The 25,724-nt window shown below is 71.5% G+C and carries 22 protein-coding genes; 5 read left to right on the plus strand and 17 right to left on the minus strand.

Going from position 1 to position 25,724, the window contains the following annotated elements; genetic code table 11:
• Positions 1 to 15 precede the first annotated feature (15 nt).
• A complete protein-coding gene (locus ACIQRW_RS07835) occupies positions 16 to 1,269 on the plus strand; it encodes an RNA polymerase sigma factor (protein ID WP_403755952.1) in 1,254 nt (417 codons plus the stop codon).
• A gap of 36 nt (positions 1,270 to 1,305) precedes the next feature.
• Here the strand turns inward: ACIQRW_RS07835 and ACIQRW_RS07840 are convergent, their stop codons facing one another.
• The 13 genes from ACIQRW_RS07840 to ACIQRW_RS07900 form a co-directional block, all read right to left on the minus strand.
• Positions 1,306 to 2,223, minus strand: coding sequence for a discoidin domain-containing protein (locus ACIQRW_RS07840; protein ID WP_403755955.1), 918 nt, complete (start codon positions 2,221 to 2,223; stop codon positions 1,306 to 1,308).
• 461 nt (positions 2,224 to 2,684) lie between these two features.
• Positions 2,685 to 3,275, minus strand: coding sequence for a phage tail protein (locus ACIQRW_RS07845; protein WP_403755958.1), 591 nt, complete (start codon positions 3,273 to 3,275; stop codon positions 2,685 to 2,687).
• A 4-nt stretch (positions 3,276 to 3,279) separates the two neighbouring features.
• The gene (locus tag ACIQRW_RS07850) at positions 3,280 to 5,262 is read right to left on the minus strand and encodes a putative baseplate assembly protein (protein ID WP_403755961.1); all 1,983 of its coding nucleotides are present in this window, start codon (positions 5,260 to 5,262) and stop codon (positions 3,280 to 3,282) included.
• A gap of 70 nt (positions 5,263 to 5,332) precedes the next feature.
• Entirely contained in the window at positions 5,333 to 5,773 is a 441-nt protein-coding gene (locus ACIQRW_RS07855; protein WP_403755964.1) for a GPW/gp25 family protein, read from the minus strand.
• A 9-nt stretch (positions 5,774 to 5,782) separates the two neighbouring features.
• The gene (locus ACIQRW_RS07860; protein ID WP_403755967.1) at positions 5,783 to 6,073 is read right to left on the minus strand and encodes a PAAR domain-containing protein; all 291 of its coding nucleotides are present in this window, start codon (positions 6,071 to 6,073) and stop codon (positions 5,783 to 5,785) included.
• An 84-nt stretch (positions 6,074 to 6,157) separates the two neighbouring features.
• A complete protein-coding gene (locus ACIQRW_RS07865) occupies positions 6,158 to 8,098 on the minus strand; it encodes a VgrG-related protein (protein WP_403755970.1) in 1,941 nt (646 codons plus the stop codon).
• Positions 8,098 to 8,940, minus strand: a complete 843-nt coding sequence (locus ACIQRW_RS07870) for a peptidase M23 (protein WP_403755973.1) — start codon at positions 8,938 to 8,940, stop codon at positions 8,098 to 8,100. The genes ACIQRW_RS07865 and ACIQRW_RS07870 overlap by 1 nt, the downstream gene beginning before the upstream one ends.
• Positions 8,941 to 8,945: 5 nt before the next feature.
• On the minus strand, positions 8,946 to 9,383 hold the full coding sequence (locus ACIQRW_RS07875) for a phage tail protein (protein ID WP_018488496.1): 438 nt from the start codon (positions 9,381 to 9,383) through the stop codon (positions 8,946 to 8,948).
• Between the two features lie 45 nt (positions 9,384 to 9,428).
• On the minus strand, positions 9,429 to 9,851 hold the full coding sequence (locus tag ACIQRW_RS07880) for a hypothetical protein (RefSeq protein WP_403755976.1): 423 nt from the start codon (positions 9,849 to 9,851) through the stop codon (positions 9,429 to 9,431).
• A gap of 1,483 nt (positions 9,852 to 11,334) precedes the next feature.
• Positions 11,335 to 11,478: a DUF6760 family protein gene (locus tag ACIQRW_RS07885; RefSeq protein ID WP_007457431.1), complete on the minus strand. Its 144-nt coding sequence runs from the start codon at positions 11,476 to 11,478 to the stop codon at positions 11,335 to 11,337.
• Positions 11,475 to 11,933, minus strand: coding sequence for a hypothetical protein (locus ACIQRW_RS07890; RefSeq protein ID WP_403755979.1), 459 nt, complete (start codon positions 11,931 to 11,933; stop codon positions 11,475 to 11,477). Before ACIQRW_RS07890 ends, ACIQRW_RS07885 begins: the two co-directional genes overlap by 4 nt.
• The gene (locus ACIQRW_RS07895) at positions 11,933 to 12,376 is read right to left on the minus strand and encodes a phage tail protein (protein ID WP_398612671.1); all 444 of its coding nucleotides are present in this window, start codon (positions 12,374 to 12,376) and stop codon (positions 11,933 to 11,935) included. Before ACIQRW_RS07895 ends, ACIQRW_RS07890 begins: the two co-directional genes overlap by 1 nt.
• Before the next feature lie 73 nt (positions 12,377 to 12,449).
• Positions 12,450 to 14,030: a phage tail sheath family protein gene (locus ACIQRW_RS07900; protein ID WP_403755982.1), complete on the minus strand. Its 1,581-nt coding sequence runs from the start codon at positions 14,028 to 14,030 to the stop codon at positions 12,450 to 12,452.
• A gap of 316 nt (positions 14,031 to 14,346) precedes the next feature.
• Between ACIQRW_RS07900 and ACIQRW_RS07905 the strand changes: the two genes are divergently transcribed.
• The 4 genes from ACIQRW_RS07905 to ACIQRW_RS07920 all read left to right on the plus strand — a co-directional run bounded on the left by ACIQRW_RS07905 (position 14,347) and on the right by ACIQRW_RS07920 (position 19,792).
• Positions 14,347 to 18,375, plus strand: a complete 4,029-nt coding sequence (locus ACIQRW_RS07905) for a hypothetical protein (RefSeq protein ID WP_403755985.1) — start codon at positions 14,347 to 14,349, stop codon at positions 18,373 to 18,375.
• Positions 18,376 to 18,392: 17 nt separating this feature from the next.
• Positions 18,393 to 18,932, plus strand: a complete 540-nt coding sequence (locus ACIQRW_RS07910; protein ID WP_403755988.1) for a hypothetical protein — start codon at positions 18,393 to 18,395, stop codon at positions 18,930 to 18,932.
• A gap of 180 nt (positions 18,933 to 19,112) precedes the next feature.
• Entirely contained in the window at positions 19,113 to 19,394 is a 282-nt protein-coding gene (locus tag ACIQRW_RS07915) for a hypothetical protein (protein ID WP_403755991.1), read from the plus strand.
• Positions 19,394 to 19,792 (plus strand): DNA-binding protein, encoded by a 399-nt coding sequence (locus tag ACIQRW_RS07920; RefSeq protein ID WP_403755994.1) that lies wholly within the window; start codon positions 19,394 to 19,396, stop codon positions 19,790 to 19,792. The genes ACIQRW_RS07915 and ACIQRW_RS07920 overlap by 1 nt, the downstream gene beginning before the upstream one ends.
• A 29-nt stretch (positions 19,793 to 19,821) precedes the next feature.
• On the opposite strand, the gene ACIQRW_RS07925 is transcribed toward ACIQRW_RS07920, so the two are convergent.
• From ACIQRW_RS07925 to ACIQRW_RS07940, 4 genes are all read right to left on the minus strand, one after another.
• Positions 19,822 to 21,885, minus strand: a complete 2,064-nt coding sequence (locus tag ACIQRW_RS07925) for an AAA family ATPase (protein WP_403755997.1) — start codon at positions 21,883 to 21,885, stop codon at positions 19,822 to 19,824.
• Complete coding sequence (locus ACIQRW_RS07930) at positions 21,882 to 22,700, minus strand: DUF4255 domain-containing protein (RefSeq protein WP_403756000.1); 819 nt, start codon at positions 22,698 to 22,700, stop codon at positions 21,882 to 21,884. The genes ACIQRW_RS07925 and ACIQRW_RS07930 overlap by 4 nt, the downstream gene beginning before the upstream one ends.
• A gap of 31 nt (positions 22,701 to 22,731) precedes the next feature.
• Positions 22,732 to 24,798 carry an HYR domain-containing protein gene (locus tag ACIQRW_RS07935; protein WP_403756003.1) on the minus strand — a complete coding sequence of 689 codons (2,067 nt, stop codon included), beginning with the start codon at positions 24,796 to 24,798 and terminating at the stop codon, positions 22,732 to 22,734.
• A 289-nt stretch (positions 24,799 to 25,087) separates the two neighbouring features.
• Positions 25,088 to 25,714: a response regulator transcription factor gene (locus ACIQRW_RS07940; protein ID WP_403756006.1), complete on the minus strand. Its 627-nt coding sequence runs from the start codon at positions 25,712 to 25,714 to the stop codon at positions 25,088 to 25,090.
• Positions 25,715 to 25,724: the final 10 nt, after the last annotated feature.

Consider the following 25,724-nt stretch of genomic DNA (forward strand, 5'->3'; position numbering starts at 1 on the left):
CACCCGAGGACGCGGATGGAACGTACGGCCGACGTCATCATCGAGGACCTGCTGCGCCGCCACGCGCCGCAGGTCCTCGGCGCGCTCGTGCGCCGGTACGGGCACTTCGACCCGGCCGAGGACTCCGTCCAGGAGGCCCTGATCGCGGCCGCCGAGCAGTGGCCGCGGGACGGAGTCCCCGACAACCCGCGCGGCTGGCTGATCCGGGTCGCCTCCCGCCGCCTCACCGACCGGCTCCGCAGCGACGAGGCCCGTCGCAGGCGGGAGGAGACGGCGGCGGCCCTCACCCCCGCGGACGCGTTCGTCGCGCCGCCGCCCGGGGAAGGCCCCTCCGGCCTGGGCCGGGCCCCCTCCGAGGACGACACGCTCACCCTGCTCTTCCTCTGCTGCCACCCCGCGCTCTCCCCCGCCGCCCAGATCGCGCTCACCCTCCGCGCGGTCGGCGGTCTCACCACGGCGGAGATCGCCCGCGCCCATCTGGTGCCGGAGGCGACGATGGCGCAGCGGATCAGCCGGGCCAAGCGGACGCTGCGCGGTACGCGGTTCCGGCGGCCGGACGCCCAGGACCTCGACCAGCGGCTCGGCACCGCGCTCCAGGTCCTCTACCTGATCTTCAACGAGGGCTACACCGCCACCGCGGGCCCCGACCTCACCCGCACGGACCTGGCGCGCGAGGCGATCCGGCTGACCCGCGCCGTCCGCCGGCTGCTGCCCCACGAGGGGCGCGTGACCGGGCTGCTGGCGCTGATGGTCCTCACCGAGGCGCGCACCCCGGCGCGCACCGGGCCGGACGGTGAGCTGATCCCTCTCGACGAACAGGACCGGGCGCTCTGGGACCGTACGGCCATCGCGGAAGGCACCGCCCTGGCCGAGGAGGCGCTCGCCCAGGGCCCGGCCGGGGACTACCAGCTCCAGGCCGCCGTCGCCGCCCTCCACGACGAGGCGCAGCGCGCGGAGGACACCGACTGGCCGCAGATCCTCGCCCTCTACGACCTCCTCGTACGGCGCACCCCCGACCCCGCCGCCGCGTTGGGCCGGGCGGTCGCCGTGGCCATGGTGGACGGGCCCCGGGCGGGGCTGGCGGCGGTCGACGCCCTGACGGGAACGGTGGAGCCGCTCTTCCGCCTCGACGCCGTACGCGGGCATCTCCTGGAACGGGCCGGGGAGCCGGCCGCCGCCCGTGCCGCCTACCGCGCGGCCGCCGACGGCACGCTCAGCGAACCCGAGGCCCGCTATCTGCGCATGCGCGCGGACCGGCTGGATCCGTAGGAGCCCTTCCGGCCACGCCTTCCGGCCAACGCCTGTTCACTCCCGTCGGCCGAAGAACTCGATCTCCGCCACCGCCGTACGCCGGTCCTTCCCCGAGCCGTACGCCGACTCGACCGTGAGCCGGGCCTTGACGGTGTCCGAACCCCGTACGTCGAAGGTCTGCTGGCCCGCCTGGTCGCGCAGCCGGATCGTCCGGTCGGTCTTCTCCCCGTCCTTCGACGTCAGCTCCACCGTGAGCCGCGCCGGGCGGCCCTGCGTCAGGAACTCGTTCTGGCGCGCCGACGTCCCGGAGAACACCACGATCTTCATCATCCGCACCGGCTGCGCGAAGTCGCACTCCAGGTGCTCCCCGACCCCTTCGCCGGTCTTCTCCGGTGCCCAGTAACGGTTGTTGAACCCGTCGACCGCCGCCGCCGCCGGGTGCCCGCGCGCCTCACTGGAACCCCGGCAGACGGCGGGCGGCACGGACTCCGGGGTCCCGGTCTCCTCCTTGGCGAAGCCGAACAGGCCCGAGAGATGCGGCAGCGCGAACCAGACCCCCACCGCCAGCAGGATCAGCACGATGGGCAGCCCGACCCTCGGCCGCCGCCACCCGCGCCGCGGACGCGCCCCCGCCACGCGCGCCTGCCGGGGCCGGCGGCGCAGGATCCGCCGCCACCACGGCAACCGGCCCTCGGGGGCGGGCCCGGGGTCCAGGAGCAGGGCGCAGCGGATGCACAGGGTGCGGCCCGGGGCGTTCTCCGTACGGCAGTTGGGGCAGACGACCGGCGCGCCGACGGGCTCCGGTCCGGGCGGCTCGGTGGCGGGCCCCGGCCCGGCGTCCGGCCACGCGTCGGGCCCGGGCGCCGGACCGGGCGGGCCTTCGCCCGGGCGCCGGGGGGCCGCTGCCCGCGGAGGCGTCGGCGGTCCGGGGGGCGTCGTGGGGGCCGGGGGCAGCGGGGCCGTTACGGGCATGGGCGCGGGTGACGCCACGGGGGCGGGCGCGGGCGGCGTCACGAAGGGAGACGCGGCCGACGTCCCGGAACCGGACGCGGGCGCGGGCCGGCCGGGTGGCGGCAGACCAGGTGCGGGCCGGCCGGAAGCGCCAGGCCCGGTGGAACCGCCGGGCTCGGAACCGCCAGACCCGATGGATGCGCCGGGCCCGGAACCGCCAGGCCCGGTGGAAGCAGCAGGTCCGGCAGAAGCGCTCGGCCCAGGCGGCGCAGGCGGCGCGTGCGGCCCAGCAGACGCGCTCGGCCCGGGCGACGCAGGCGGCGCGTGCGGCCCAGCAGACGCGCTCGGCCCGGGCGACGCAGGCGACCCAGGGGCCCTGCCCGGCCCGGGTGAGCCCTCCCCCTCCTCCCACCCCAGGAACGCCTCGCACGCCGGACAGAACTCCCGCCCCGGCGGGTTCCGGTGTCCGCATTCGTCGCAGATCACAGCAGCTCCAGGGTGAATCCGACGTGCGCCGGGACCTCCGCGCCGATCAACTCCTCCAGCCGCACCCGGTCCGGCTGCCGCACGCCGGGCCCGGAACCGGAACCGGAACCCTCCCGGTCACCGCCTCCGTCTCCTCCGCCTCCGGACGCCCGGATCCGGATGGTCACCCAGGGGCGGTCCTGACCCGGCAGCGGGGTGCCGGGCCCGGTCGACCAGGCGGTGCCGCCGCTCTCGACGATCTCCGGTTCCGTACCGGTCTCCAGCCGGAGCGCCTCCGCCAGGCCGCCCACCGTGCCGCGCCGGGCATGCCGGGCGACCGCGCCGCGCACCGCGGCCCGGCGCAGCTCCGGCGGGCTGCCCTCGTGGGGGTCGACGGCCACCCACTGGGCCAGCCAGTCGAGGAAGTCGTCGGGGGCGCTGCGCGGGTCCAGGTGCGCGGGCAGGTTGTCGATGGAGAGGAGGACGGGGGCGAGGACGTCGTCCAGGGCGGCCAGGAAGCGCTGGAGGAAGTCCTGCTCCAGGTAGACGGCGGGGAGCCGGTCGATCAGGGGGTGCGGGGTCGGCAGCCCCGGGATTCCACTGCGCATCGGATCAGGCCCCCCTCACCCGGAGCTGGTGCTCGTAGCTGAAGACCAGCGCGTGCGGGTCCAGCGCGATCTTCGCGGTGGCGTCGGTGCGTTCGCCGGTGACCGGGTCGGCCCGGTACAGCCGGACGTCCTCCACCAGGTCGACCCCCGGCACCCGCTGGAGCACGGCGAACGCCTCCCCGGACTGGACGGGCCTGCCGAACGGCCAGCCGTCCCCGGCCGGCCCGCCGGTGAGCGGGTTGAAGTACCCGTACAGCGCGGCCAGCGCGCTCATCCGGACCTTCTCCGCGACCGCCCCGCGCTCCGCCTGGACCAGGGCGACGACGGTGACGCCCTGGTAGAACGGCGGCTCGACGACCAGCCGGGCCCCGATCGGCCGCCGGGCGTCCAGGTGTCCGGCGATCAGGGCGAGCGTGTTCGCAGGCGGGATAAGTTCGTCGAACTCGATCCGGCCCTGCTCGTCGCCGCTCCCGGCGGGGACGACGAGCAGCCGCACCCCGCCCGGGTCGGAGACCTCCGCGCCGTCCTGCGTACCGGCCCGGATGCAGTGGACCCGGGCCGCGTCCGGGGCGATCTCCCGGGCGAGGAGTTCGTAGTCGTGCGGGACGACCGCCCGGTGCAGGGTGCGCAGGGTCATGGGCCCGCGCACCCGGGCGCTGTCGACGCTCTCGCCGTCCACGCCCCCGAGCGCCGGCCGGCGGTTCTCGACCCGGGCGACGTACGGGATCGCGCTGCGCAGGACGCGGAGCGTGGAGCGGGCGACGTTGCCGCGCAGCCCCCCGCCTCTGCGGTAGGAGCGGACCCGGACGGTGGCGCCCTTGACCGGAACCCGGCCGTAGTGGCGTACGGAGCCGTCCCGTTCGCGTACGGCGGGGCCGAACTCGACGCGCCCCGCGTTCGGGTCGAGCGTGACGTGCCGGTCCTCGGGGCCGGAGTGCGCGAAGTCGTCGACCCGGCTCCAGCGGGTGACGTCCGAGCCGGCGACGGCGTCGGGCGCCGCCGGGTCGGTCACCTCGACCACGAACTCCCCCGGCACCACCGGCGGCCTGGCCAGCCGGAACACCTGCCCGGGGACGCCCTCCGCCTGGCCCAGCACCTCGTCGGTGACGGTCTCGGCGTGCTCGGCGGCGACCGTCGCGCCGATGGTGAACGCGGTGATGCCGCGCACGACGGGCGGGGCCATGTACGTCGGCTGGCCCGGCTCCGCCTCGATCAGCCGGCAGCGCAGCCAGCCCCCGGTGCGGCGGACGACTGCTGCCGGGACATGGGTTCGCGGGAGGTGGAGGATCAGCTCGCCGGACCGGTTGAAGCCGCCGGTGTCGTCCTTCTCCACCTCGCAGACCGCCCAACTCCGCCCGTCCCAGGCCTCCCAGAGGATCGGCGGCCGTGCCGGGTCGACCCCGACGCCGTCCACCGTGCAGTCCAGCCGGAGCGCCAGTACGCCTGCGGGCACGGCGGCCGACAGGCCGACGTACAGGCAGTCGCCGGGGGCGGGCGTGGCTCCGAAGACGGGCACGTCCCGGCCGAGCGTCAGCTCCTCGGTCCGGTCGACGGCCTCCCCCGGCGAGGGCCAGGTGGCCAGGTGGGCGAAGGCGCACGGCACGATGGAGAGCGGTTCGGAGGTGGTGAAGACGACCGCCTCTTCCGTCTCCGTACGGACGGTGGCGACCTCCGTGCCGGCGCGCACCAGCACCGGTTCGGGGCGGGGGGCGGAGAGCCGGAACGTCACCTCGGTGTGGGCGGCGGTCGGTGGGTGGAGCTGTACCCCGATCAGGTCGAGGAAGGTCAGATAGCTCTTCTCCGGGACCCGGTTCACCCGGTAGACGAGCTGGTCGACCATGGTCGCGAACGCCTCGATCAGCGTCACCCCGGGGTCGGAGACGTTGTGGTCGGTCCACTCCGGGCAGCGCTGCTGCACCAGGCGCTTCGCCTCGTCGACCAGGCCCTGGAAGGTGCGGTCGTCCAGATGCGGGCTGGGCAGGGTCACGCCCTCGCCTCCTCTTCGTGCGGGCCTTCGTGCGGGCCTTCGTGCGGGCCTTCGTGCGGGCCGGGCAGGGTCACGCGCCCGCCTCCTCGTCGTCGGCCGATGCCTCGGTGGAATCGGCGTGCTGCGGGATCACGTAGAACGGGAAGACGAGGTTGCGGGGGTCGTTCGCGCCGCGCACGGTGTAGCCGATGTCGATGTAGAGGACGCCGTTGTCCGCTTCGTCGAACCGGACGACGACCTCGGTCACCTCGATCCGGGGCTCCCAGCGCTCCAGCGCGAGCCGCACCTCGTACGCGAGCTGCCCGGCGGTCCCCGCGTCCGCCGGGGCGAACACGTAGTCGTTGACCGCGCAGCCGAACTCCGGCCGCATGGGCCGCTCCCCCGGCGAGGTCGCCAGGATCAGCCGGATCGACTCCTCCAGCTCGTGCTCTCCGCGCACCAGGGCGATGGACCCGGTGGCGTCGGTGCGCGGCGGGAACGCCCAGCCCGCGCCGATGAACTGCTGTCCCATGGGTCCGGTTCACCCGCCGATCAGTACGGTCGGGCAGCCGGAGAGCACCGGGGAGCCGCAGCCCGCCAGGTCACCGACGCGGGCGGCCGGCTGCCCACCGATGAACACGGTCGAGCTGCCGGGCGGCGCGAGGACGGTCGGCGGATGGGCGGCGGGCGAGGAGCACAGGTGAGCGGTCCCGACGGTGGCGGCGGGCTTCCCGCCGATGAGCACGGACAGGACGCCGGGCGGCCCGACCGTGCCGGGGTGGGCCGTGGGGTCGCCGACCCGGGCTGCCGGAGCGGCTGTTGCGTCGGACATGCTGTGTACTCCTCCCGCACATAACGCGAATGACGTGGACGACGGGGATGACGTGGATGACGCCCCGCCCCGACTGACGTCGCGTCAGTTGAGCTTGACCATCGGCGCGTTGACGTTCACCGAACCCCCGCTCCTGATCTCCGTGCGGCGGCTGCCGTCGACCGTGACCTCGCCGCCCCGCACCTCCACCGGGCCCTGCGCCGCGATGCCGACCTTCCCGGTGCCGCCGTCCACGGACACGCCTTTCCGCGCGGTCAACGTGACGCTCTCGCCGCTCAGTTCGAGCGCCCCGCGCCCCGCTTCCAGGGCGACGCCGTCGGCCGCCCGGATGGAGACCTGCTCCTTGGCCTCGATCGTCACGCTGCCGTCGCTGCCGATGACGATGGCGGTGCCCTTGCGGTCGAGGTCGATCGTGAGCTTGCCGTCACCGGTACGGAGCCGGACGCCCTGCGGTCCGTTCGCCGCGTCCAGCAGCTCCAGCTGGTTTCCGCTCTTCGACGCGAAGGCGCGGCGGTTCACCGCTCCGGTGGTGGGATCGACGAGTTCATCCCCGCCTCCCGCACCTCCCGAGCCCCCAGAGGCACCGGGAGCACCGGCGGCACCTGACGCGCCGGGCGCACCAGCGGATGGGCCCCCACCCCCGCCCCCCGGCCGGTCCTGCCCGTTGTACAGCCCCGCCAGGACGTACGGCCGGTCCAGATGCCCGTGCTCGAAGCCGACCAGCACCTCGTCGCCCACCTCCGGGATGAACGCCTCGCCGCCCCCCGTACCGCCGGACTGCGCCGTGCGCGCCCAGTCGCTCGCGTACTCGTCGGAGAGCCACGGGAACCGCACCTTGACCCGCCCGGACCCCTCCGGATCCTGCGTGTCCGTCACCGTCCCGCTGACCAGCCCCGCGCACCGCGAACCGCCCGCCGCCGCCGGTGAGCCGCCCGTCAGCCCGAAGAGTGACCGCTCCTGCTGCCCCGAGACGGTGATCCAGGTCTCGTACCCGCGTACGGCGTCGAAGACATGGCGCGAGGTCGTCACCGTGTACCGGCCCTCGAACGGCGCGCCCACCGCGTTCAGCGCCACCGCACTGCCCGCCCGCACCTCCGGATTGCCCCGGATCACCGCCTCCAGCTCCGCGAACGACCCGGCGATCCGCTCCGCCAGCGCCTTCGCCGCCTGGTCGACCTGGGCCTGCGCCCCGTACGCCGTGTCGGTCACCACGAACCGGGCCTCGCCGAACGGGGCCGACACCTCCGCCGCCGTCACCCCCAGCTCCAGCGTCGGGGACGAGCCCGCCGGGGCCCGGCCCACCAGCGGCTGCTTCGCCTGGACGTCCCAGCCGCGCACCTCCACCTCGGAGACCTGCTCGGCGGCCGACACCCCGGCCCGGCAGCGCAGCAGATTGCTGCCCAGCTCCAGGACGAGCGGGTCGCGGTCGGCGCGCGCCGAGGCGTCGGGCGCTCCACCCGCCTCCGCCGGCTTCGTGATGTGCAGCTGCCCGTCCCGTACGTACGCCTGCGCGCCCGCCTCCTCCGCGAGGCCGCGCACGAACTCCCAGTCGGTGATGTTGGGTTGGGCGATGTGTTCCAGTACGGGCCCGGCGATGTCGACGGGGCCCGGCTTCAGCCCGGCACGCTGGGCGACCTGGCCGCAGATGTCGGCGAGGGTCATGTTCTGGTAGCTGGCCACCCGGCGGCCCCGGAAAAGCCGGTGCGACTCGTCGAGCCCCCGGACGACGGTGAACGTGCCGGACTCGTCGAGCTCCACCTCCAGCGCGGTGACGACTCCTTCCAGCAGTGGCTTCGGGGCGGTGTCGCCACCCGCGCGGGCCAGTAGCCTGGCCTCGGTGCCGATCTTCAGCCCGGCCTGCTCCAGCAGCACCCGGTCGGGGTCCCGGAACCGCAGCAGGAACAGGTCGGGGAGCGTACGGCTGTCGTCGACATAGCCCTCGACCAGGGTGTTCACGAACTTCGCGGGCAGCGGCGTACCGCCGAACTCCACCGTCAGCGCCGTGGATACGCCCTGCTGCGCCATCAGCCCCGCCCCCTGCCCCGGCCGGCCCTGGCGGCGTCCCGGTCCGAGGAGTCCCTGCCCCTGCCCTTGTCCCTGAGCCGGGCCAGCTCGTCCAGGGCGGGCAGCAGGAGCTGGGTGCCGGGGGCGAGCCGCATCGGATCGTCGATCCCGTTCGCCTCGGCGATCACCCGCCAGGCCCCGGGGTCCCCGTACTCCCGGTGGGCGAGCGAGGGCAGCGAGTCGCCCGAGTCGACGCGGTGGACGCGCCGCGCGGCCAGCGCGCCCGAGGTCGGGTTCTGGCCGGGGGTCTCGCCGCTGATCTCCTCCATGGTGACCTGGCAGACCGCCCGGATCGGCACGCCGGAGGTCGTGAACAACGTGTATTTGGCGGCGACTTGACTTACGTAACCGGGGAAGCCCGTCAGTCCGCCCCAGTGGAAGACGACCCACGGCGGGGACGACCGTTGCTGCTGCCGGGTCTCGTCCGTCGGCACGCAGCACGCGAAGAGCTGCTCCACCGAGGTGACGACCCGGGTGTCCTGGGTGTCGCTGGCGTCGAAGAACATCTCGACGGTGAGCTTGCTGGGCTGGGATCCCTGGTACTCCGGCGGGCCCGAGCTCTTCGCCCCCTTCGCCGGACTCCGCTTCCAGGAAGCCGCCTTGGTGAGGCTCAGCTCCTTGGGGTTGAACTGGAAGTCGATCCGCCCGCACGGCCCGCCGGGCGTCAGCCCGCCGCCGGTCGGCGGGGTCCGCAGCTCCAGGTAGGCGTGCTCCAGCTTGGGCCGCGCCGAGCCGCCCTTCGCCGCCGAGGCCACCCCCGACGTACCGGCCGCGCTGAACGCGATGGGACCCGCACCGCTCATCGTCCTCAGCCCTCCATCACGTAACCGTGGTGGGCGATCTCGATGGTCTCCATCGCGACCTTCGGCGACTCGGGCGTGAACGAGGGCCCGGTCCACCGCACCGGCACGACCTCCAGCAGCCCCCACTGGGCGACCTTCTGGCCGTCCCCGGTCCGCGCCTCGATGTGCGCGGTCTTCCGGCTGAACCCGGTGGTCATCGTGGCGAACCAGCGCGCCACCTTCTCCGTCTCCCGGGTCAGCGGCCGCGACAGCTTCACGTTGGAGTACTTCAGCCGGGTCGGCAGCTGCCACAGATGCCCGTTGTTGCCGCCCTCCTCCCGGGTTTCGAGGACCACTTCGCAGCCGAGGCCCTCGCACGTGTTGAACGACCCGAGCTCGATGTCGTCGATGGTCACGACGAAGCAGACGCTGACGGCGGGGTCGCTGTCCTGGGCGGTGGCCATGACACGTACCTCTCAGTTCGGTCGGGCTGTTCAGCGATCGGGCGTTCAGTGGCGGGTGTTGATGAGATGACCGGCGCGTTCGCGTTCCAGCCGGAGATCGTTCTTCAGGAGCCGGCTCAGCGGGGCGTACAGGGCCCGGACCAGCTCGTCCGTGACGACGGGAGCCCCCCTGCCGTCCTTCGGGGCAGCCCCGGCTCCACCCTCCGTCTCCGTCCCGGGGCCGGGCCCGGGCACCACGCCGTCCTCCGGTTCCGTTACGGGGTCGGGCTCGGGCGGCGGCGGTTCCTCGGCGACCTCGGCGACGACGGAGTCCCGCTGGACGACCGGCCGCGAGGTACCGGAGACCGGCGCGCCCGCGAAGACGACACTGCCGTCGGCCATCCGCTGCGCCACCCCGGCCGCCACCGCCACCGCCCCGGCCGAGGGCAACCGGCGCACACTGCCGGAACCCGGCAGGGAACGCGCCACCGAGCCCGGCACCGGAGGCCCTGCAACTGCCCGCCGCTGAAGGGACGCGGAGGGCCCGGAGGCCGCCGAGGGCGGACCTGCGGGGACGGACAACGCGGGCGCGGGCCCCACGGAGACACCGGGACCGGCCACCGGCCCCCCGCCCTCCGCCCCGGTCCACCGGACCGGTACGCCCTCGGGGGGCGAGGCGGACCCGCCCGGGTCCGGCGCGGACCCCCCGGCGGGCCCGGAACGCGGCTCCGCGGCGCGCTGTACGTCGACGTTCCGCGGGACCAGGGGCCGATCGCCCAGGAGGGGGACGACGGGCCCGCTGTCAGCCGGGGCAGACGGGGCGGGCAGGGCGGGGGACCGACCGGAGAGGGCAGGCGGACCGTCCGACCGCTGCACGAAACCTGCGATACCCCCGGCATCACCGGTACTCCCGGCATCACTGGTACTTCCGGCCTCACCCGCATCGCCTGCCCCACCCACATCGCTCGCCCCACCGACATCACTCGCCCCACCGGCAGAAGCAGGCGCTCCCCCTGCCAGGTCATCGGGACGGCTCCGGGACACCTCCCCCACCAGCGGATCGTCACCGAGCAAGGGGGCGGTGGGCTGGTCCGCTGCCCCCGGCCGGACGTCATCGGACAGGCCGGGCACAGCCGGGGCCACGGGCGGAACCTGGCCCCCCAAGGCTTCCGGGCCGGAGGCGGCCCGACGCTGGGCGGTCGGCGGCAGACCGGGCAGAGGCGCACCGAGCCCGGGGGCCCGCCGGGGCCGCTCCCCCGCCGGAGGCAGCGCAGCCCGCTGAACGCCGACGCTGCCGGAGGCCGGGGCGGGTGGCGGGTCGGGCGACGGAACCAGAGGTGCGGGCTCCGCCACGACGGGCCGCTCCCCCACCAGCCGCCGTACGGGCAGCTCCTCCCCGCCCCCGCGACCGCTCTCCGCCCCGGCGGAGGACGTCATGGCGGAGGTCTCGCCGCCGTACAGACGCTGTACGGGTACGGGCGCGGACACCGTCCCGGGTACGGCCACAGGCCCACCCGCCCGCCCGAAGTGGGTCACCGACCCCCGCACCGGCATGTCCACGGACCGCTGAGCCGCGACCGACGACTGCGACTGCGACGGCGACGGCGACGGCGACGGCGACGCGGCGGATTCCGCGACACCGACCCCGACCCCGACACCACGCACCAGCCCGGCCGGAGCATCAGGGCTCACCAGGTGCCCGAGCGGGGTCCCGAGCGCAGGGTCCTGGCGGGTGGTGAGCGACGCCTCGAACTCCGCGGGCCCCACCGTCAGTTGCTGCCCGGACACCACCCGCTGGATCGGCTCCAGCCGGTTCACGTCAACCCGTTCGCCACGATCGGCCACGAACAGAGGCGCGGGGGCGGGTGCATCGCCGGAGCGGTCCGCACCGCCGCGGCCGCCCCGCAGCCAGGACATCAACCCCATGAGCTCCTCGTCCTCCCCTGCACGGTGTGTCCCGCCCGGCCGCCGGCTAGTGCCCGTTGAGGCGGGCGACCTGCGCGACGAACTTCAGACGTTCCGGATGTTCCAGGTCCAGCAGGTCGTCCAGCGGCCAGTGGAAGTGGTAGGCGAGGTACGCGACCTCCTCGTAGAGCAGGTCGGCCGCGTACGTCACGATTCCCCCAGGCGGCCACCGGCGAGATTCACCGCGAACTCCTCGTCGCAGGACGGGCAGGTGACGGCGGCGCGGGTGTGGCCCTCGGCGTTGATCCGGCGGTAGAAGTCCTGGAGGAAGGCCAGGTCGGAGGCGAACAGATCCTCGATGACACCGGGGTGGATGTCCTCGACCGTGCCGATGCGCGTCACGACCCGGGAGATGAGGACCACCGACAGATAGGCGGAGTTCTCCCTGACCCGGTCGTCCCGCAGGGGGACCAGCTCGTCGCGTGCGGTGGCGAGGCGCATCACGCCCGTACGGTGGACGGTCCCCGACTCGTCGACGTAACCGCGCGGCAGCTCGAAGCCGAACTCCGTTCGCAACGTCTCCTGTTGGCGCGCCGCACCGCCCCTCGCTCCGGCCGCCCCGGCCTCGACCTGCTCCGGGCTCTGGAACTGGACCGAGCGGCGCATCAGTCGAGTTCCATGCTCTCGTAGGTGATCGCCAGCTTCTCGGTCAGCACCGAGGTGTCGCCGGCCTTCAGGGTGCCGATCTCCAGGGACTTCGGCCAGGCGTTGATGAGCTTGTAGCGCTTGATCGGCAGGCCCTCGTAGTCGTAGACGATGACGGCGCCGTTGCGGCGGGCGTTCGTCATGCGGCCGAACCGCGAGTCCTTGATCCACCGCTCGAAGCTGTTGTCCTCGGTGAGCCCGCGCGTCACGGTGACCTCACCCGCCTTGGGGCGGCCGGGCAGCTTCTTGATGGCGTACTTGCCGTCGAAGGTGTTCTGCTTCAGCTCGATGACGTCCTGCTCCATCTTCAGACCGCTGACCTCGGTGATCTGCTTGATGATGACGCTGTCGAATTCGAGGCCGAAGGAATGCCCGACGGAACTGTCGAGATCGGGAAGTGGCACAGCAGACTCCTTACGCCGGACTCAGGAACGGGCTGTCAACGGTCGGGGCGGTCAACGCGTCCTCGGCAGGTCGTCACTCGTCGACACCACCGCTGCCGCCGGTCAGCTGGGAGAGCCGGAACACCACGAACTCGGCCGGTTTGACGGGGGCGACCCCGATCTCGCAGATGACCTGACCGGCGTCGATGCTCTCCGGCGGGTTCGTCTCGCGGTCGCACTTCACGTAGAACGCCTCCTCCGGGGTCAGCCCGAACAGCGAGCCCTTGCGCCACTCGTTGACGAGGAACGCCGAGACAGTGCGCCGGACACGGGCCCACAGGGCGTCGTCGTTCGGCTCGAAGACGACCCACTGCGTACCGGCGAGAATCGACTCCTCCAGGTAGTTGAAGAGCCGCCGGACGTTCAGGTACCGCCAGGCGGGGTCGGATGCCAGCGTCCGTGCACCCCACACCCGGATACCCCGGCCGGGGAAGGCGCGGATGCAGTTCAGCCCGATCGGGTTGAGGAGGTCGTGCTCGCCCTTGGTGAGCTGGGTCGCCAGCGCGACGGCTCCCCGGACGACCTCGTTCGCCGGGGCCTTGTGCACCCCGCGCGTATCGTCGTTGCGCGCCCAGACCCCGGCGATGTGCCCGCTGGGCGGTACGAGGGTGGCGCGGCCGGACGCGGGGTCGGCGACGCTGATCCAGGGGTAGTAGAGCGTGGCGTACTTGGAGTCGAAGTTGGCCTGCCCGGTGCGCCAGCCACGGATCTGCTGCGGGGTGAGTCCGGGCGGCGGGTCGAGGATGGCCACCCGGTCGCCCATCAGCTCGCAGTGGGAGATCAGCCCCTGCTGGACGGCGACGACCGACTCCAGGTCCAGCAGCCCGCGTTGGTACGCGCTCATCAGATCGGGCATGGCGATCATCGTGACCTCGTCGACCGCTTCCAGGCCGCCCAGGCCCGTACGGCGGTCGGCGTCGCCCACGTACACCTCGGGGGCCATCGCACCGGAGCTGCCGGCGGCGGGGGCGGCCGGCGCGAGGATCACCGTCTGCGGCGCGGGCGGGGCGGGGGCGGCGCCGCGCCCCGACTCCCGTACCTCGATCAGCCCGGACTTCGCGTTGACGCGGGTGGCGACGTTGTCCTTGCTGCGCTTGGTGGTGACGGAGGGATACGTCTCCACGACCTGTCCGTCGCGCTTCACGAGGAACCGGAAGACGTCGGCGGGCGGATCGTCGCCCTCCACCGGGGCGACCTCCACGCTGATCTCGCCGCTCACGCCGGGCCGGGGCCGTACGGCGTAGGGCCCGACCGGGACCTCGGCGCCGACGGGCAGTTCGCCGGTCTCCCCGGCCGCCCCGACCCCGCCGCCGGCGCCCTCGCCCGGCTCACCGTCCTCCGCGTCCGCCGTGCCGTCGTCGACCCGCACGATGTAGCAGACGCCGCCGCCGTTGGCGAAGAAGCCGTAGACGGCGGACGCGAGGTAGGCGCCGTCGACGAAGTCGCCGAACGTGGCGACGAACTGGCTCCAGTTGGTGATCAGCGTCGGCTCGTCGAACGGCCCCTTCTGCGCGAAGCCGACGAAGGCGGCGACCGAGGTGCCCACCCCTTCGATCGGCCGGGATCCGGACTCGACCTCTTCGACGTAGACGCCGGGGGACAGGTACGACGGCATAAGGCCTCTCCTCGACACACTCCTGGACGCACTGCTCGACCGTGGGACGCGGGTCATTCTCGCCACTGCGGCGATCACCGGGAACGGACGGTCGGCCGCCCCGCCGCGCATCGAGGGCTGCCCGATGAGGCAACGCGACCGCGCCACGGGTGCCGCCCCGCCCTGCCCCGTACGCGGTCCGCGCGCGCTGTGTACGTCCCCGGATTCCCCGGCACGGTGGCGACCACCACGCATGCCCCCCATCCGGGCCGTCCGGGTCATCCGGGCGGCCTCCTGGCCGGCGGGGGCGGGAGGGGCGGAAGGGGCGGGAGGGCGGATGAAGACGGTTCCGGAAAAGCCCTCCGCGACGCCACCGCGTCAGGACGCCGCACGCACCCCGAACCCCCACGCCGTACACGCCCCGGACCACGGGACGGCACACACTCCGGCCCTCGACTCCTCCTCCTCCTCCTCAGTCCCCCCGGCCCTCGAACTCTCCCGCTCGGAAGCGCCGCGCACGGAGCGGGTGGCCACAGCCCCGCCCCCCGACCCCCGCCCTGACCGCCGCCCCGACCGCCGCTCCATCCAACGGCTCCAGCGGATGGCGGGGAACGGGGCGGTCTCGCGGCTGGTCGCCCAGCGGTACACGGCACCGGTGAAGCCGCCCCCGGCTCAGTCGGCGGGCTTCCGCAAGGTGAAGGCCGACGTGGCGGGGAAGAAGACCCGGCTCGCCGCGCACGCCCCGGCGGCCAGTGAGTCGAAGGCCTCGCAGGACGCGGCGGTAGCCCCGCCGGACGACAAGGAGGCCCAGGGCAAGGCGGCCAACGCCGAGAAGATGAACGCGGCGAAGCCCGGGGAGTTCGACAAGAAGGCGTTCATCGACGCGGTGAACAAGGCGATCGACTCCCAGGCCCCCAAGAACCTCGACGAGGCCGACAAGTTCGCCAAGTCCGGCAAGGCGGATCAGGTCAAGGCGGAGGTCGACGGCAAGGTCACCGACGGCAAGGAGTCCTCCGCCAAGGACATCGACACCGCCACCAAGGCCCCGCCCGACACCTCGGCCGCCAAGGACAAGGAGGTCACCCCGCTCACCCCCGACCAGGCTCCCGGCAACCCGGGCGCACCGTCCGCCACGGACGCGGTCCCCGAGAAGCAGCCGGCGGCCGTCACGGACTTCTCCGAGGGGCCGGCCGAGAACGACAAGGCGATGGCGGACGCCGAGGTCACCGAGGAACAGCTGGCCAAGGGCAACGAACCGGAGTTCAACGAGGCACTGTCGGCGAAGAAGACGTCGGAGGCGGACGCGGCGAAGGCCCCCGCGAAGGGGAAGGCGGCGGAGGACCAGCAGCTCTCCACCGCCAGACAGAACGCGGCGGCCTCCGGAGCCCAGGCGATGGCGGGACTCACGGCGACGCGCGCCACAGCCGGCAAACAGGTCGACGGCGGCAAGAACGACACGAAGTCGAAGGACGAGAAGAAGCGCGCCGAGGTCACGGCAGAACTCCAGAAGGTCTACGACGGCACGAAGAAGGACGTCGAGGACACCCTGTCCGGCCTGGACAAGAAGGTGGACTCGGCGTTCACGTCGGGCGAGAAGTCAGCGCGGGACGCGTTCACGGCCGACCACAAGAGCCGGATGAAGAAGTACAAGGACAAGCGGTACTCGGGCCTCATGGGCAAGGGCCGCTGGATCAAGGACAAGTTCGCCGGCCTGCCGAAGGCGGCGAACGACCTCTACCAGGAGTCCCGCAAGCTCTACGTCTCCCGCATGCAGACGGTCATCTCCTCGGTCGCGGACATCATCGGCGCCGAACTCGGCAAGGCGAAGGCCCGCATAGCCAAGGGCCGCACCGAGCTGAAGGCGGAGGTGGACAAACTCCCGGCGGACCTCCGCCAGTTCGGCGAGGAGGCGGCGAAAGACTTCGCGGGCAAGTTCGACGACCTGGAAGCCACGGTCAACGAGAAGTCGGAACAGCTGGTCCAGGACCTGGCCCAGAAGTACACGGCCGCCCTCAACAAGATCGACGAGGAGATCAAGAAACTCCAGGAGGCCAACAAGGGCCTGATCGAAAAGGCGAAGGACGCCATCGTCGGCGTCATCAAGACGATCAACGAGCTGAAGAACCTGCTCCTGGGCATCCTCGCCAAGGCCGCCTCCGCGATCATGAAGATCATCAAGGACCCGATCGGGTTCCTGGGCAACCTGGTGAAAGCGGTCGGCGCGGGCCTCAACCTCTTCATCACGAACATCGCCGACCACCTGAAGACCGGCGTCGTCTCCTGGCTGCTGGGCACGGCGGTGAAGGCGGGCCTGGACCTGCCGGCCAAGTTCGACCTCAAGGGCATCATCCAGCTCATCGGCTCGATGCTCGGCCTGACCTGGGACAACATCCGCACCCGCGTCGCCCGCAAGGGCGTCCCCGACGAAGCGATGAGCGCGGTCGAAACCTCGGTCCCGGTGGCAAAGAACCTCGCCGCCGAAGGTCCGGCCGGCGCGGTCAAGGAGATCCAGGCGGAAGCGGGCGACCTCAAGGCCACCATCCTCGGCAAGTTGACGACCTACCTGATCCCCACCGTCCTCATCGCAGGCATCACCTGGATCATCTCCCTGCTCAACCCCGCCTCAGCGTTCGTCCGCGCGGTCAAGGGAATCATCGACATCGTCACGTTCATCGTGACGCAGGGCGCCCAGATCGCGGACTTCGTCAACGCGGTCCTGGACGCGGTCATCGCCATCGCCAACGGCGGCCAGGCCGGCGTCCCCAAACTCATCGAAGCCGCCCTCGCCACCAGCATCCCGCTCCTGATCGGCTTCCTCGCCGCCCTGCTGGGCATCGGCGGCCTCGCCAACAAGGTCAAGTCGGTCTTCCAGTCGGTGTCACGGCCCGTCACCCGGGCGATCGACAAGATCGTCGACTTCATAGCGAAGAAGGGGAGGGCGCTGTGGCGGAAACTCAAGAGCAAGGGCACCGACAGAAAGGAAAAAGAGAGCAAAGAAGCAAAGGATGAACGAAAGAAGAAAGAGCTACCCGATGCAATATATCAGGCGAAGTCCATCATCGATCAGCACGAGAAGAGTAACTCACCAGCCGAAGCGGTTACCGCAGAATTGATGACACTGCGGAAAAGATTCTCCTGGATCAAGGGCTTTAATACGACGAGGTCGGCAACCGGATCAAATTTTTCCATGAGAGCCAGTCACCACCCACTGGGACCTTACAGCGAGACAGAGGCCATAAGGAATCAACTGAGGAAGTTCGGGCCGGATTTCATAAAGAAGGTACACACTCACTGGTGGGAATCGCAGATCAGGCGACCAAAAATCGCGTCCGGACAACTGTGGGACGACACCGTACTCAACCAGACCGACAGCCAGGCCAAAAACCATCTGGAAAAAGAAAGCACCGCACTCGATGTGAAGAGAGAATTTTACGACGGAAACAATCGCAAGATCAATGCCGATGCATTCAAAGGTCACGTTTTCGGCGTGAACAGCGGCCTACGGAAAGAGCTCATCAAGCTCCTCGGCGAGGGGGCCCTGAAAGAGCTCAAAACAAAAGGAATAGCAGCCGCCCACGACATTCCCGATACGCTCAATACTCTTAACTCAATGAGCTTCCATTCCGAGCAGGAAACCTATGGCAAATATGACCCTTTCCCCGAGTTTGCCTCCGAGAGCGAGCACACTGATTTCCGCCCCGTCTCTATGGATCTGGATGAAGGAAGAAGTACGGCAGAAACGAGGGTGACCACGGTGACGACGGCCGCAGGAAAGAAATTCACCGTCACCCAGGACATCAAGTCCGGCCTGAAGCTCACCGTGGAAGGGAAAGATCTGAATCTCAAGGAGCCTGGCGACCCACGAGGAGTAACCCAGGACTCCCCGGGATTCATTGCGAATCAGCAGCTCAATCGTTCCCATGTGATCGCCGACTGGTTCGGAGGATCTGGCTACCGGGACGCCTTGAATCTGGTGACAGCGAGCGATCACTACAACAAGCGAATCATGGGTGACGCCGAATCCGACATCGCAGGGGAAGTGGTGGCATTCGCCACCAAGCATGGCCTGACTCGATCACAGGTCTCCATGAACCTCAAGGTCACTGTCACCTTCGGAGAGCTACTCAAGGACGTCTTCTTGAGAAACATCCAGAATCAGGAATGGTATACACCCGGTGAGGCTACGTCGGAGGCCCAACTGAAGAAGCTCATAAACATACTTATGAATCCACCGGTGAGGCGCGTCATGGGCGCCGTCTACGAGTACACGTTCACGTCCAGGGTTTCAGACATACCACCCGAGGGCGACTCGCGACTCATTCAGTCCGATGACCATCTTTTCATAAAAAGGAGCGCACAACTGTGACACCTATGGAAGATGCCGTGAAGTTCTTCAACGCCTACTTGGACATCGAGCACGAGGGAAGTGTAGCCACTTACTCGGCGTCGGACGAGGTGGTGAACGAACTCCGAACCAAGAGCATGGGGTTCTGGCATGCATCGCCAGGTACAACTCTGTCGCCAAGCTTTGGGCGACCCATGGGAATGCATCCCGATCAGCTTGCGACTTTGGCTCGCAGCGTGAATCTGGCACGGCGGACACTGTTTATGGTCGCAGAATACCGAAGGCCTGATGGAGAAACCCTCTATGCCGCTTTCACGAGCGGTGACAGGACCAGGACAACCCAGTCCTACGGCGGCCTACTGCATGCAGCCGAGGTAGAGGGCGAGTTGAAGATCGTCGCATCCTACAAGGAGGACTTCGACAAGGCGTCTCCGCCGGTTCATTGGCGTCACTCCCAAGGCGCGGAAATCAATCTTTCCGGCGCTCCGGTGGCCGTCCGTCCGCTCGAAGCGCCGACGGGGCAGGCCGCCCACCAAGAGGACTGGGAGGGCCTGCGAGACTCCGTGACCGGCCCCTGAAACTGCACGTCACACCTCACGCCCGCACCAACCCGAAAGCAGGGCCCGGCCCGACTCCGAAGCGGACACCGACTGGCTCAACTGCCGGCCTACGGGCTGGATCCACGGCTCTGCATCAGCGTCATCCCCGTGTCCATCGCCGGGCAGCCCCTCTGCTAGAGAGAGTATTAGAATGAGCCCATGAGCGAAGAGCCCATCTATCGACCAGGCGAAGGCCCCACCGCCAACGTCTCCGTCAGCCTGCACTCCGGCAACATCGCCGCCGTCCGCGCGCGGGTCGGGAAGCGGGGGTTCTCCGCGTACGTGGACGCCGCCGTGCAGCGGCAGATCGAGCGGGACAACCTCGCCGAGCTGACCGCCGCCCACGAGGCGGAGCACGGTGAGTTCAGCCAGGCGGAGATCGACGCCGCCCGCGCCCTGCTGCGCGGAGACGCCAACGGCGGCGTGGGGAGCGCGGCCTGATGAACCGGCCGGGCACCCTCGTCCTGGACAGCGAAGGGCTGTCGAAGGTGGTCGCCGACGACCGCCACGTCATGGCCCTGGTGCGCGGGGCCGAGCAGGAGGACATGCGGGTCGTGACCAGCATCCTCACCCTCATCGAGGCACACCACGCGCGAGTGAACTCAGCCCGCTTCAACTGGGCCGTGTCCCGGCTGAACGTGGAGCCGGTCACCGAGGAAATCGGGCGTACGGCGATGGCCCTGCTCGTCGATGCGGGCCTGCACGGGCACAAGTACGCCATCGACTCCGTGGTCGCCGCCACCGCGCTCCACGCCCCGAAGCCGACCGTGGTCCTGACATCCGACCCCGAGGATCTGACCACGCTCTGCGGCGACCGCGTGCGCATCGTCAAAGTCTGATCCCAGCCCTCGGGCCCCCGTTCCCGCCCTCAGGTCACCAGCCCCAGATACGGCCCGAACTCCGAAGCCAGCGTCAGCCGCCCCAGTTTCTGGTACTCCCGCTGGATCGCGTGGATCACCGTCTCCATCGTCACCGCGCCCCCCGCCTCCGCCGCCAGGTACGCCGAAGTCACCGCGATCGAGCGGATGTTGCCGCCCGCCAGCTCGAAGTTCTCGGCGCAGAAGGGCAGGTCCAGGTCTGTGCCGCGCGGGAGGGTCGGGCCCAGGCAGCGGTCCCAGAGGAGCAGGCGTTGTTCGGGGTCCGGGACCGGGAAGTCGATGACCAGGTCCAGGCGGCGGGTGAAGGCGTCGTCCAGGTTGGCGCGGAGGTTGGTGGCGAGGATGGCCAGGCCGTCGAAGGACTCCATGCGCTGGAGGAGGTACGCGCTCTCCACGTTGGCGTAGCGGTCGTGCGCGTCCTTCACGTCGGAGCGCTTGCCGAAGATCGCGTCCGCCTCGTCGAAGAGGAGCACGCCGTTCACGCCGGCCGCCTCCGTGAAGATGCGCTCCAGGTTCTTCTCCGTCTCGCCCACGTACTTGTCGATCACCGTCGCCAGGTCGACCGTGTACAGGTCCAGTCCCAGGTCGGCGGCGATCACCTCCGCCGACATCGTCTTGCCGGTGCCGGAGTCGCCTGCGAACAGCGCCGACACCCCCCGGCCCCGGCCCCCGCCGGGCCGCATCCCCCATTCGCCCAGCACCCGGTCGCGGTGCCGTGCGCGGGCCGTGAGTTCGCGGAGCTGGGTGTGGGTGTCCGGTGGGAGGACCAGGTCGTCCCAGGTCACCGTGGGTTCGATGCGGCGTGCCAGCCGGTCCAGGCCCGCCGCGTTCTGGGCGCGGGCCCCCCGCCGTACATGGTCCGCGGTGAGCTCGCCGCCCGACAGCCGGGCCGCCTGGGCGGCGGAGCGGGCGGCTCCGGTGATCTGTTCCGGGGTGAGGAGGAACGGGGCCAGCAGCTGGTCCGGGGCGATGGCGGGCGGGAGCGGCGCGTCCTCCCTGAGCCGGTACGCGTCCCGCCACAGCGCCCCGCGCGCCGAGGGCTCCACCCGGGGTGCGTGCAGCAGCAGGGGCGGGGCGACCGACCAGGACGCGTCCCAGGGCGCCCGGCCCACCAGGACCGTCGGGACCGGGGTGGCCGTGAGGAGCCTGAGCAGCCCCGGGCGCTCCCGGGACACCGCGTCCAGCGGCGCGCAGACCAGGCCCGCCCCCGTCAGCCGCGCCTCCCGGACCAGGGCGCTCACCGCCTCGGCGGGCGACGGGTCCTCCGCCAGCCGGGCCAGGTCCAGGCCCAGGACCCCCCGGCCCGCCCGCGTCAGGGCCGACGCGGCGAGCGCCGTGCCCGCGCCGCCCTGGTCCTCGCTCAGGTAGGCCAGCCGGACGCCGTCGGCGAGGACTGCGGCGAGCGGGGCCGGGTCGCCCACCCCGGGCACGGCCTGCCACGGGGCCAGCAGGTCCGCCAGTCGCGGGTCCGGGGTGTCGTCGCCCAGCAGGTGCGCGGCCACCCGGTCCGGCACCCGCAGCGCCCGGCTCAGGAACGGGCGGTGCAGGTCCTCCGCCAGGAGCAGCCCGCCGGCCCGGAGCGGCGCCCCCGCGGCCAGCCGGGCACGGGCGGCGGGATCGGAGAGGGCCGCGCCGCACAGGCCCAGGGCCAGTCCGATGGACGGTCGACGCCGGGAAACGTCGTCGTTCAGATAGCCGTAGAACGCCTCGAAGCGGTCGTCCAGATCCGGTACGAGCGCGATGAGCAGGATCTCCGTGTCCAGCGGTGTGAGGCCGAACTCCCGCGCGAGCGACGCCAGTCGGGAGCCCGTCTCCTCCCCGGCCGGCGAACCCTCGACCGGGGGGCCGCCCAGTGCCGGAAACCCCCTCGCCCCCTCCTCGTCCAGCAGCCGCACGATGTTCTCGTCCGTCAGGTACAGCCCCCGGAAGTCGTCGTCCGGGTCCGGATCGGTGCTCCGCCGCAGCTCCACCGCGTCCCGGATGCGCCGCTCCACGGCCGCCGCCCGGGAGAGCAGATGGCGGAGGTCCAGGACGGCGACGTCCCGCGCCGTCACACGTCCCCTTCCTCAGATGGCGTTCCCCGTCTCTCAAGTGGCGTGTCCCGTCTCCCGGGTGGCGTGCCCCGCCGTTCCGTGATCCGCAGCGACACCCCCCGTCCGTGCGCCCCGCCCGAGGGCGCGGAGGAAGGCTCCCGGGCCGGCCGCCCGGGACGCGACCCGTACACCGGCAGCCCCGGCCGGCCCGGCTGCGCCTCCGTGGCACCCACGCCCGCCCGCTCCCCGGAAACCATCGCGGGTACGTCCCCGAACTGCGCCCGCAGCCCCTCGTCGCCCACCGGCGGGCCCGCCGCGTAGACCGGCGAGGCCGTCACCGGAACGCTGATCACCAGGTCCAGCGAGGGCTTCAGCTCGCCCCCGAGCGCGCTCCACACATCGGCGAACGACCGGTCCTCCGGGGGAGGCAACGCGATCGACATCGGGACGGCGGCCCCGACCTCGGCGAGCGAGCCCGCCAGCCGCTCCGGCGGCAGCGCCTCGTACCGCAGCAGACAGGCCAGCAGGGAGGAGAGCAGCCGGTGTTCGTCCTCGGGGCGTTTCGTCCACGCCGTGATCAGGTACGACAGCTTGAAGAAGCGGGGTGGGCGGCGGCGCGCGACGATCGCCCCGTGCTCGTCGTACTCGTTGTGCAGGCCGCGCTCCCGCCGCCGCATGTCCTCGCGGATGTCGTAGAGGTAGAGGTTGACCATCGGGGCGTTGACCTTGGCTGCCCACTCCCGGGTCGGAGCGTCGAAGACCACCGCGATCTGGCGGCCCTCCAGCACCTCGGCCCGGATCAGGGCGCGCAGGACGTCGTCCACCTCATGGATCATCCGGTGACCGCCTCCGAAGCGAAGAGCCCGCTCATGACCGGCCCGCGAAGTCCGGGGGCTGGAGGTTGTGCTGGACGACCAGCACCGGCTTCCGGAGGCGCGGGAGATCGCGGGCCTCGGCGCGCAGGACGCGCGGGCCCAGCGTGTCCTTGCGCAGGACCAGCACCTGCACCTCGAAGGTGCCGTCCCGGCCGACCCGTACGCCGGACCGGTCCGCGGTGATGCCGATGTTCCACGTGAAACGTACGGTCTCGCCCGGCGGATAGTCCTTGCCCCGGGCGAGTACCGGCTGCCCCGGTTTCGCCACCTGCGGGGTGACCGTCAGCGAGGGCTTGAGGACCCTCAGCCGGTCCATGTCCCGGTTGTTCGCCGACCGCCCGTCGGGCAGGGTGCCGCGCACCGTGGCCCGTACGTCACCGGTGACCGCCGCCCGGTAGGTCGCCGTCTGCGTCACCACGACCCGGTCCCCGGCGGCGATCGCGCAAGGCCGCGCCGCCGTGCACCGGCTCAGGCCGGACAGGCTCCGGTCCTTCGACTCGCCCGTCCTCGGCCAGGCTGCCCCGAGGACGACACCGGTCGCCGTGTCCGGGCCCGCGTTGGTGATCGTGAACCGGGCGGCGGCGGGCCGCCCCACGTACGTACGGTCCGGGCTGACATCGGCCCGGACCGCGAGGTCGGAAGCCGGCGGCGGGGGAGGCGGCGGCGGAGCGGGCGGGTCCGGCGGGACGACGGGTTCCAGCACCTCGAACCGGGCGGTGTCCGCCCCCGTGTTGCCCGCCGAGTCCGTGGCGGAACAGGTGACCGTCGTCGTTCCGACCGGAAAGAGCGATCCGGACGACGGGGTACAGGTCGCCGGCAGTGCGCCGTCCTGCGGGTCCGTCGCCGTGGCCGTGTAGTCGATGCGGACGCCGTCGTCGTCGGGTGCCCTGGCCGTACGGTCGTCCACGGTGACGACGGGCACGTCGACGTCGTTCACGGCGATGCTGATCTGCTGCTGGAAATCCGGGTCGGGCACCGCGGCCGGCCCGACCGTGTCCGTCCCCGGCACCTGGGTGCCCAGCAGGAACTGCACGGTGCAGGTCAGCGTCGTGCCCTGCGGGGCGTCCTCCGACACATCGACGGTCTCCGCGAAGTGCGCGGTCTCCCCGCTGGTGAGCTGGCGGGTGGGCGGGGCGAGGGCGACGGTCAGATGCGGATCGCAGGCGTCGAGGCGGTAGCCGACGGAGGTGGGGAGGTTGTCGAACCCGTCGATGATCGCCTCGGCGACCCGGTCCCCGTCGATGCCTTCGAGCAGTCGGCCGCCGGTGGCCTCGATGATGCGGGTGGCCTGGCCCGGCGTGGTGGGCGGGTCCTCGACGTAGTCCGGGTTTCCGGCGTCGCCGTTGCCGTTGAGGCCGTCGCCGATCGTGCTCTCGACATCGACGCCGATCACCCGTACGCCCTTGTCCTGGAGCGCGAAGATCGTGTCGTCGATGGTGTGGCCGTTGCTGGGCGCGTGGCTGGAGGCGTCCCCGACGAGCACCACGACCGGGCTCGACCCGTCACGGAACACCGTCGTGCCGCCCGCGCCGTCGGCGATCTGCCACAGCCCGTTGATCCAGTCCTCCGAAGGGCCCCGGCTCGCCCCGCCGAGGTCGGTCTTCAGTTTGTCGACACCCTCCTGCACCTTCACCAGGTCGTCCGTCAGCCCCGTGAGCACCTGGAACCCGGCGTTGACGTCGCCCTCCTGGTCGCCGAACGTGGCCACCGCGAAATGCGAGTCGGGCTGCTCGTCCAGGATCTTGCCGGTGATGGCGGGCAGGTTCTCCCGGACACTCCTGATCGGGTCGGCCATGCTCGCCGTACCGTCCACCAGCAGGACGACATCCGGCCGCGGCGGGATCGCCGGGGTCCGCACCTGCTTGTCCACGCCCGTCGAGCCGCCCGGGTCGAGCGTCTCCTCCAGTGCCGCCGGGGTGACCCACGGCTCCGGCGGCACGGGCACGGCGGACGCCACGCCGCTCACGCCCGACGCGGGCGCGAGACCGGCGGCCAGCAGCAGGAGAACGATCCCGGCCGCTCGCCTTCGCGGTCCCGTTCCTGGCTGAAACCACCGCACGGCGTTCCCCTCCCCGCGTCCTGCCCGATACCCGGAGGCCACCGTCGCGCACCGGCCGGCCGCGTACGGAGAGAGACGAGTCACTTCCGCGGGAAGGCCGAACTGCCCGATGGTGCAGAGGCCTTCGTGAAGCGGCCCTCGGATGAGTCGGCCTCCAGACGAACCGGCCCTCAGACGAACCGGCCGTCAGACGAACCGGCCGTCAGACGAACCGGCCGTCAGATGAACCGGTCGGACGAACCGGTCGGTCGAACCGGCCTTCAGACGAGGCCGTCAGATGACGAGGCCGTCAGATGAGGCCCTGACGCATCGCGTACGCCACCGCGTGGGAGCGATTGCGCAGTTGCAGACGGGTCATCACCGAGTGCAGCACGTTCTTGATCGTGCGCTCGGAGTACGCCAGCTTCGTCGCGATGTCCGCGGTGTCATACCCCTCGGCCACCAGCCGCAGCACGTCCACCTCACGCGCGGCCAGGCCGGTGAAGTGCAGGCCGCGCGGGCCGAGCACCTGACCCTGGAGCCTGCCCACCTCTTCGAGCAGACGCCCGAGCAGGTCGGAGGGCAGATGCCCCTCACCCCGCGCCACCGTTCCGATGACCTGCACCAGATGGTCCGGCGTCGACTCGGACCGCCTGACGACCCCCGCGACCCCGCACTCCGCCGCGCTCACCAGCTTCTGTTCGTCGATGTCCGTGGTCACCAGCACCGTGCGGCAGGTGCTGGTGCGCTGGATGTTGCGCAGGACGCGCAGGACCTCGTCGTCCACCGCGTCCACCACCATGACCACGACCTGGGGCGTCGGATCTCCGTCGTCCCGGTCGACGACAGCGACCTCGGGACGGGCCCGTAGCTGACTGGCCACTCCGGCCTGGGAAATCGGGTCCTGCGCGCGTAAAACGACAGTGATGCGCTCCATGCGAATGCTC

This window comes from Streptomyces sp. NPDC091287 (assembly GCF_044768525.1).
Classification (GTDB): domain Bacteria; phylum Actinomycetota; class Actinomycetes; order Streptomycetales; family Streptomycetaceae; genus Streptomyces.

Bases quoted from the DNA above. Each gene is read 5' to 3' on its own strand.
- ACIQRW_RS07900 (WP_403755982.1), bottom strand. From the start codon at position 14,030: ATGCCGTCGTACCTGTCCCCCGGCGTCTACGTCGAAGAGGTCGAGTCC.
- ACIQRW_RS07855 (WP_403755964.1), bottom strand. From the start codon at position 5,773: ATGGGACAGCAGTTCATCGGCGCGGGCTGGGCGTTCCCGCCGCGCACC.
- ACIQRW_RS07940 (WP_403756006.1), bottom strand. From the start codon at position 25,714: ATGGAGCGCATCACTGTCGTTTTACGCGCGCAGGACCCGATTTCCCAG.
- ACIQRW_RS07865 (WP_403755970.1), bottom strand. From the start codon at position 8,098: ATGGCGCAGCAGGGCGTATCCACGGCGCTGACGGTGGAGTTCGGCGGT.
- ACIQRW_RS07870 (WP_403755973.1), bottom strand. From the start codon at position 8,940: ATGAGCGGTGCGGGTCCCATCGCGTTCAGCGCGGCCGGTACGTCGGGG.
- ACIQRW_RS07835 (WP_403755952.1), top strand. From the start codon at position 16: ATGGAACGTACGGCCGACGTCATCATCGAGGACCTGCTGCGCCGCCAC.
- ACIQRW_RS07875 (WP_018488496.1), bottom strand. From the start codon at position 9,383: ATGGCCACCGCCCAGGACAGCGACCCCGCCGTCAGCGTCTGCTTCGTC.
- ACIQRW_RS07920 (WP_403755994.1), top strand. From the start codon at position 19,394: ATGAACCGGCCGGGCACCCTCGTCCTGGACAGCGAAGGGCTGTCGAAG.
- ACIQRW_RS07890 (WP_403755979.1), bottom strand. From the start codon at position 11,933: ATGCGCCGCTCGGTCCAGTTCCAGAGCCCGGAGCAGGTCGAGGCCGGG.
- ACIQRW_RS07915 (WP_403755991.1), top strand. From the start codon at position 19,113: ATGAGCGAAGAGCCCATCTATCGACCAGGCGAAGGCCCCACCGCCAAC.
- ACIQRW_RS07845 (WP_403755958.1), bottom strand. From the start codon at position 3,275: ATGCGCAGTGGAATCCCGGGGCTGCCGACCCCGCACCCCCTGATCGAC.
- ACIQRW_RS07905 (WP_403755985.1), top strand. From the start codon at position 14,347: ATGAAGACGGTTCCGGAAAAGCCCTCCGCGACGCCACCGCGTCAGGAC.
- ACIQRW_RS07860 (WP_403755967.1), bottom strand. From the start codon at position 6,073: ATGTCCGACGCAACAGCCGCTCCGGCAGCCCGGGTCGGCGACCCCACG.
- ACIQRW_RS07930 (WP_403756000.1), bottom strand. From the start codon at position 22,700: ATGATCCATGAGGTGGACGACGTCCTGCGCGCCCTGATCCGGGCCGAG.
- ACIQRW_RS07840 (WP_403755955.1), bottom strand. From the start codon at position 2,223: ATGCCCGTAACGGCCCCGCTGCCCCCGGCCCCCACGACGCCCCCCGGA.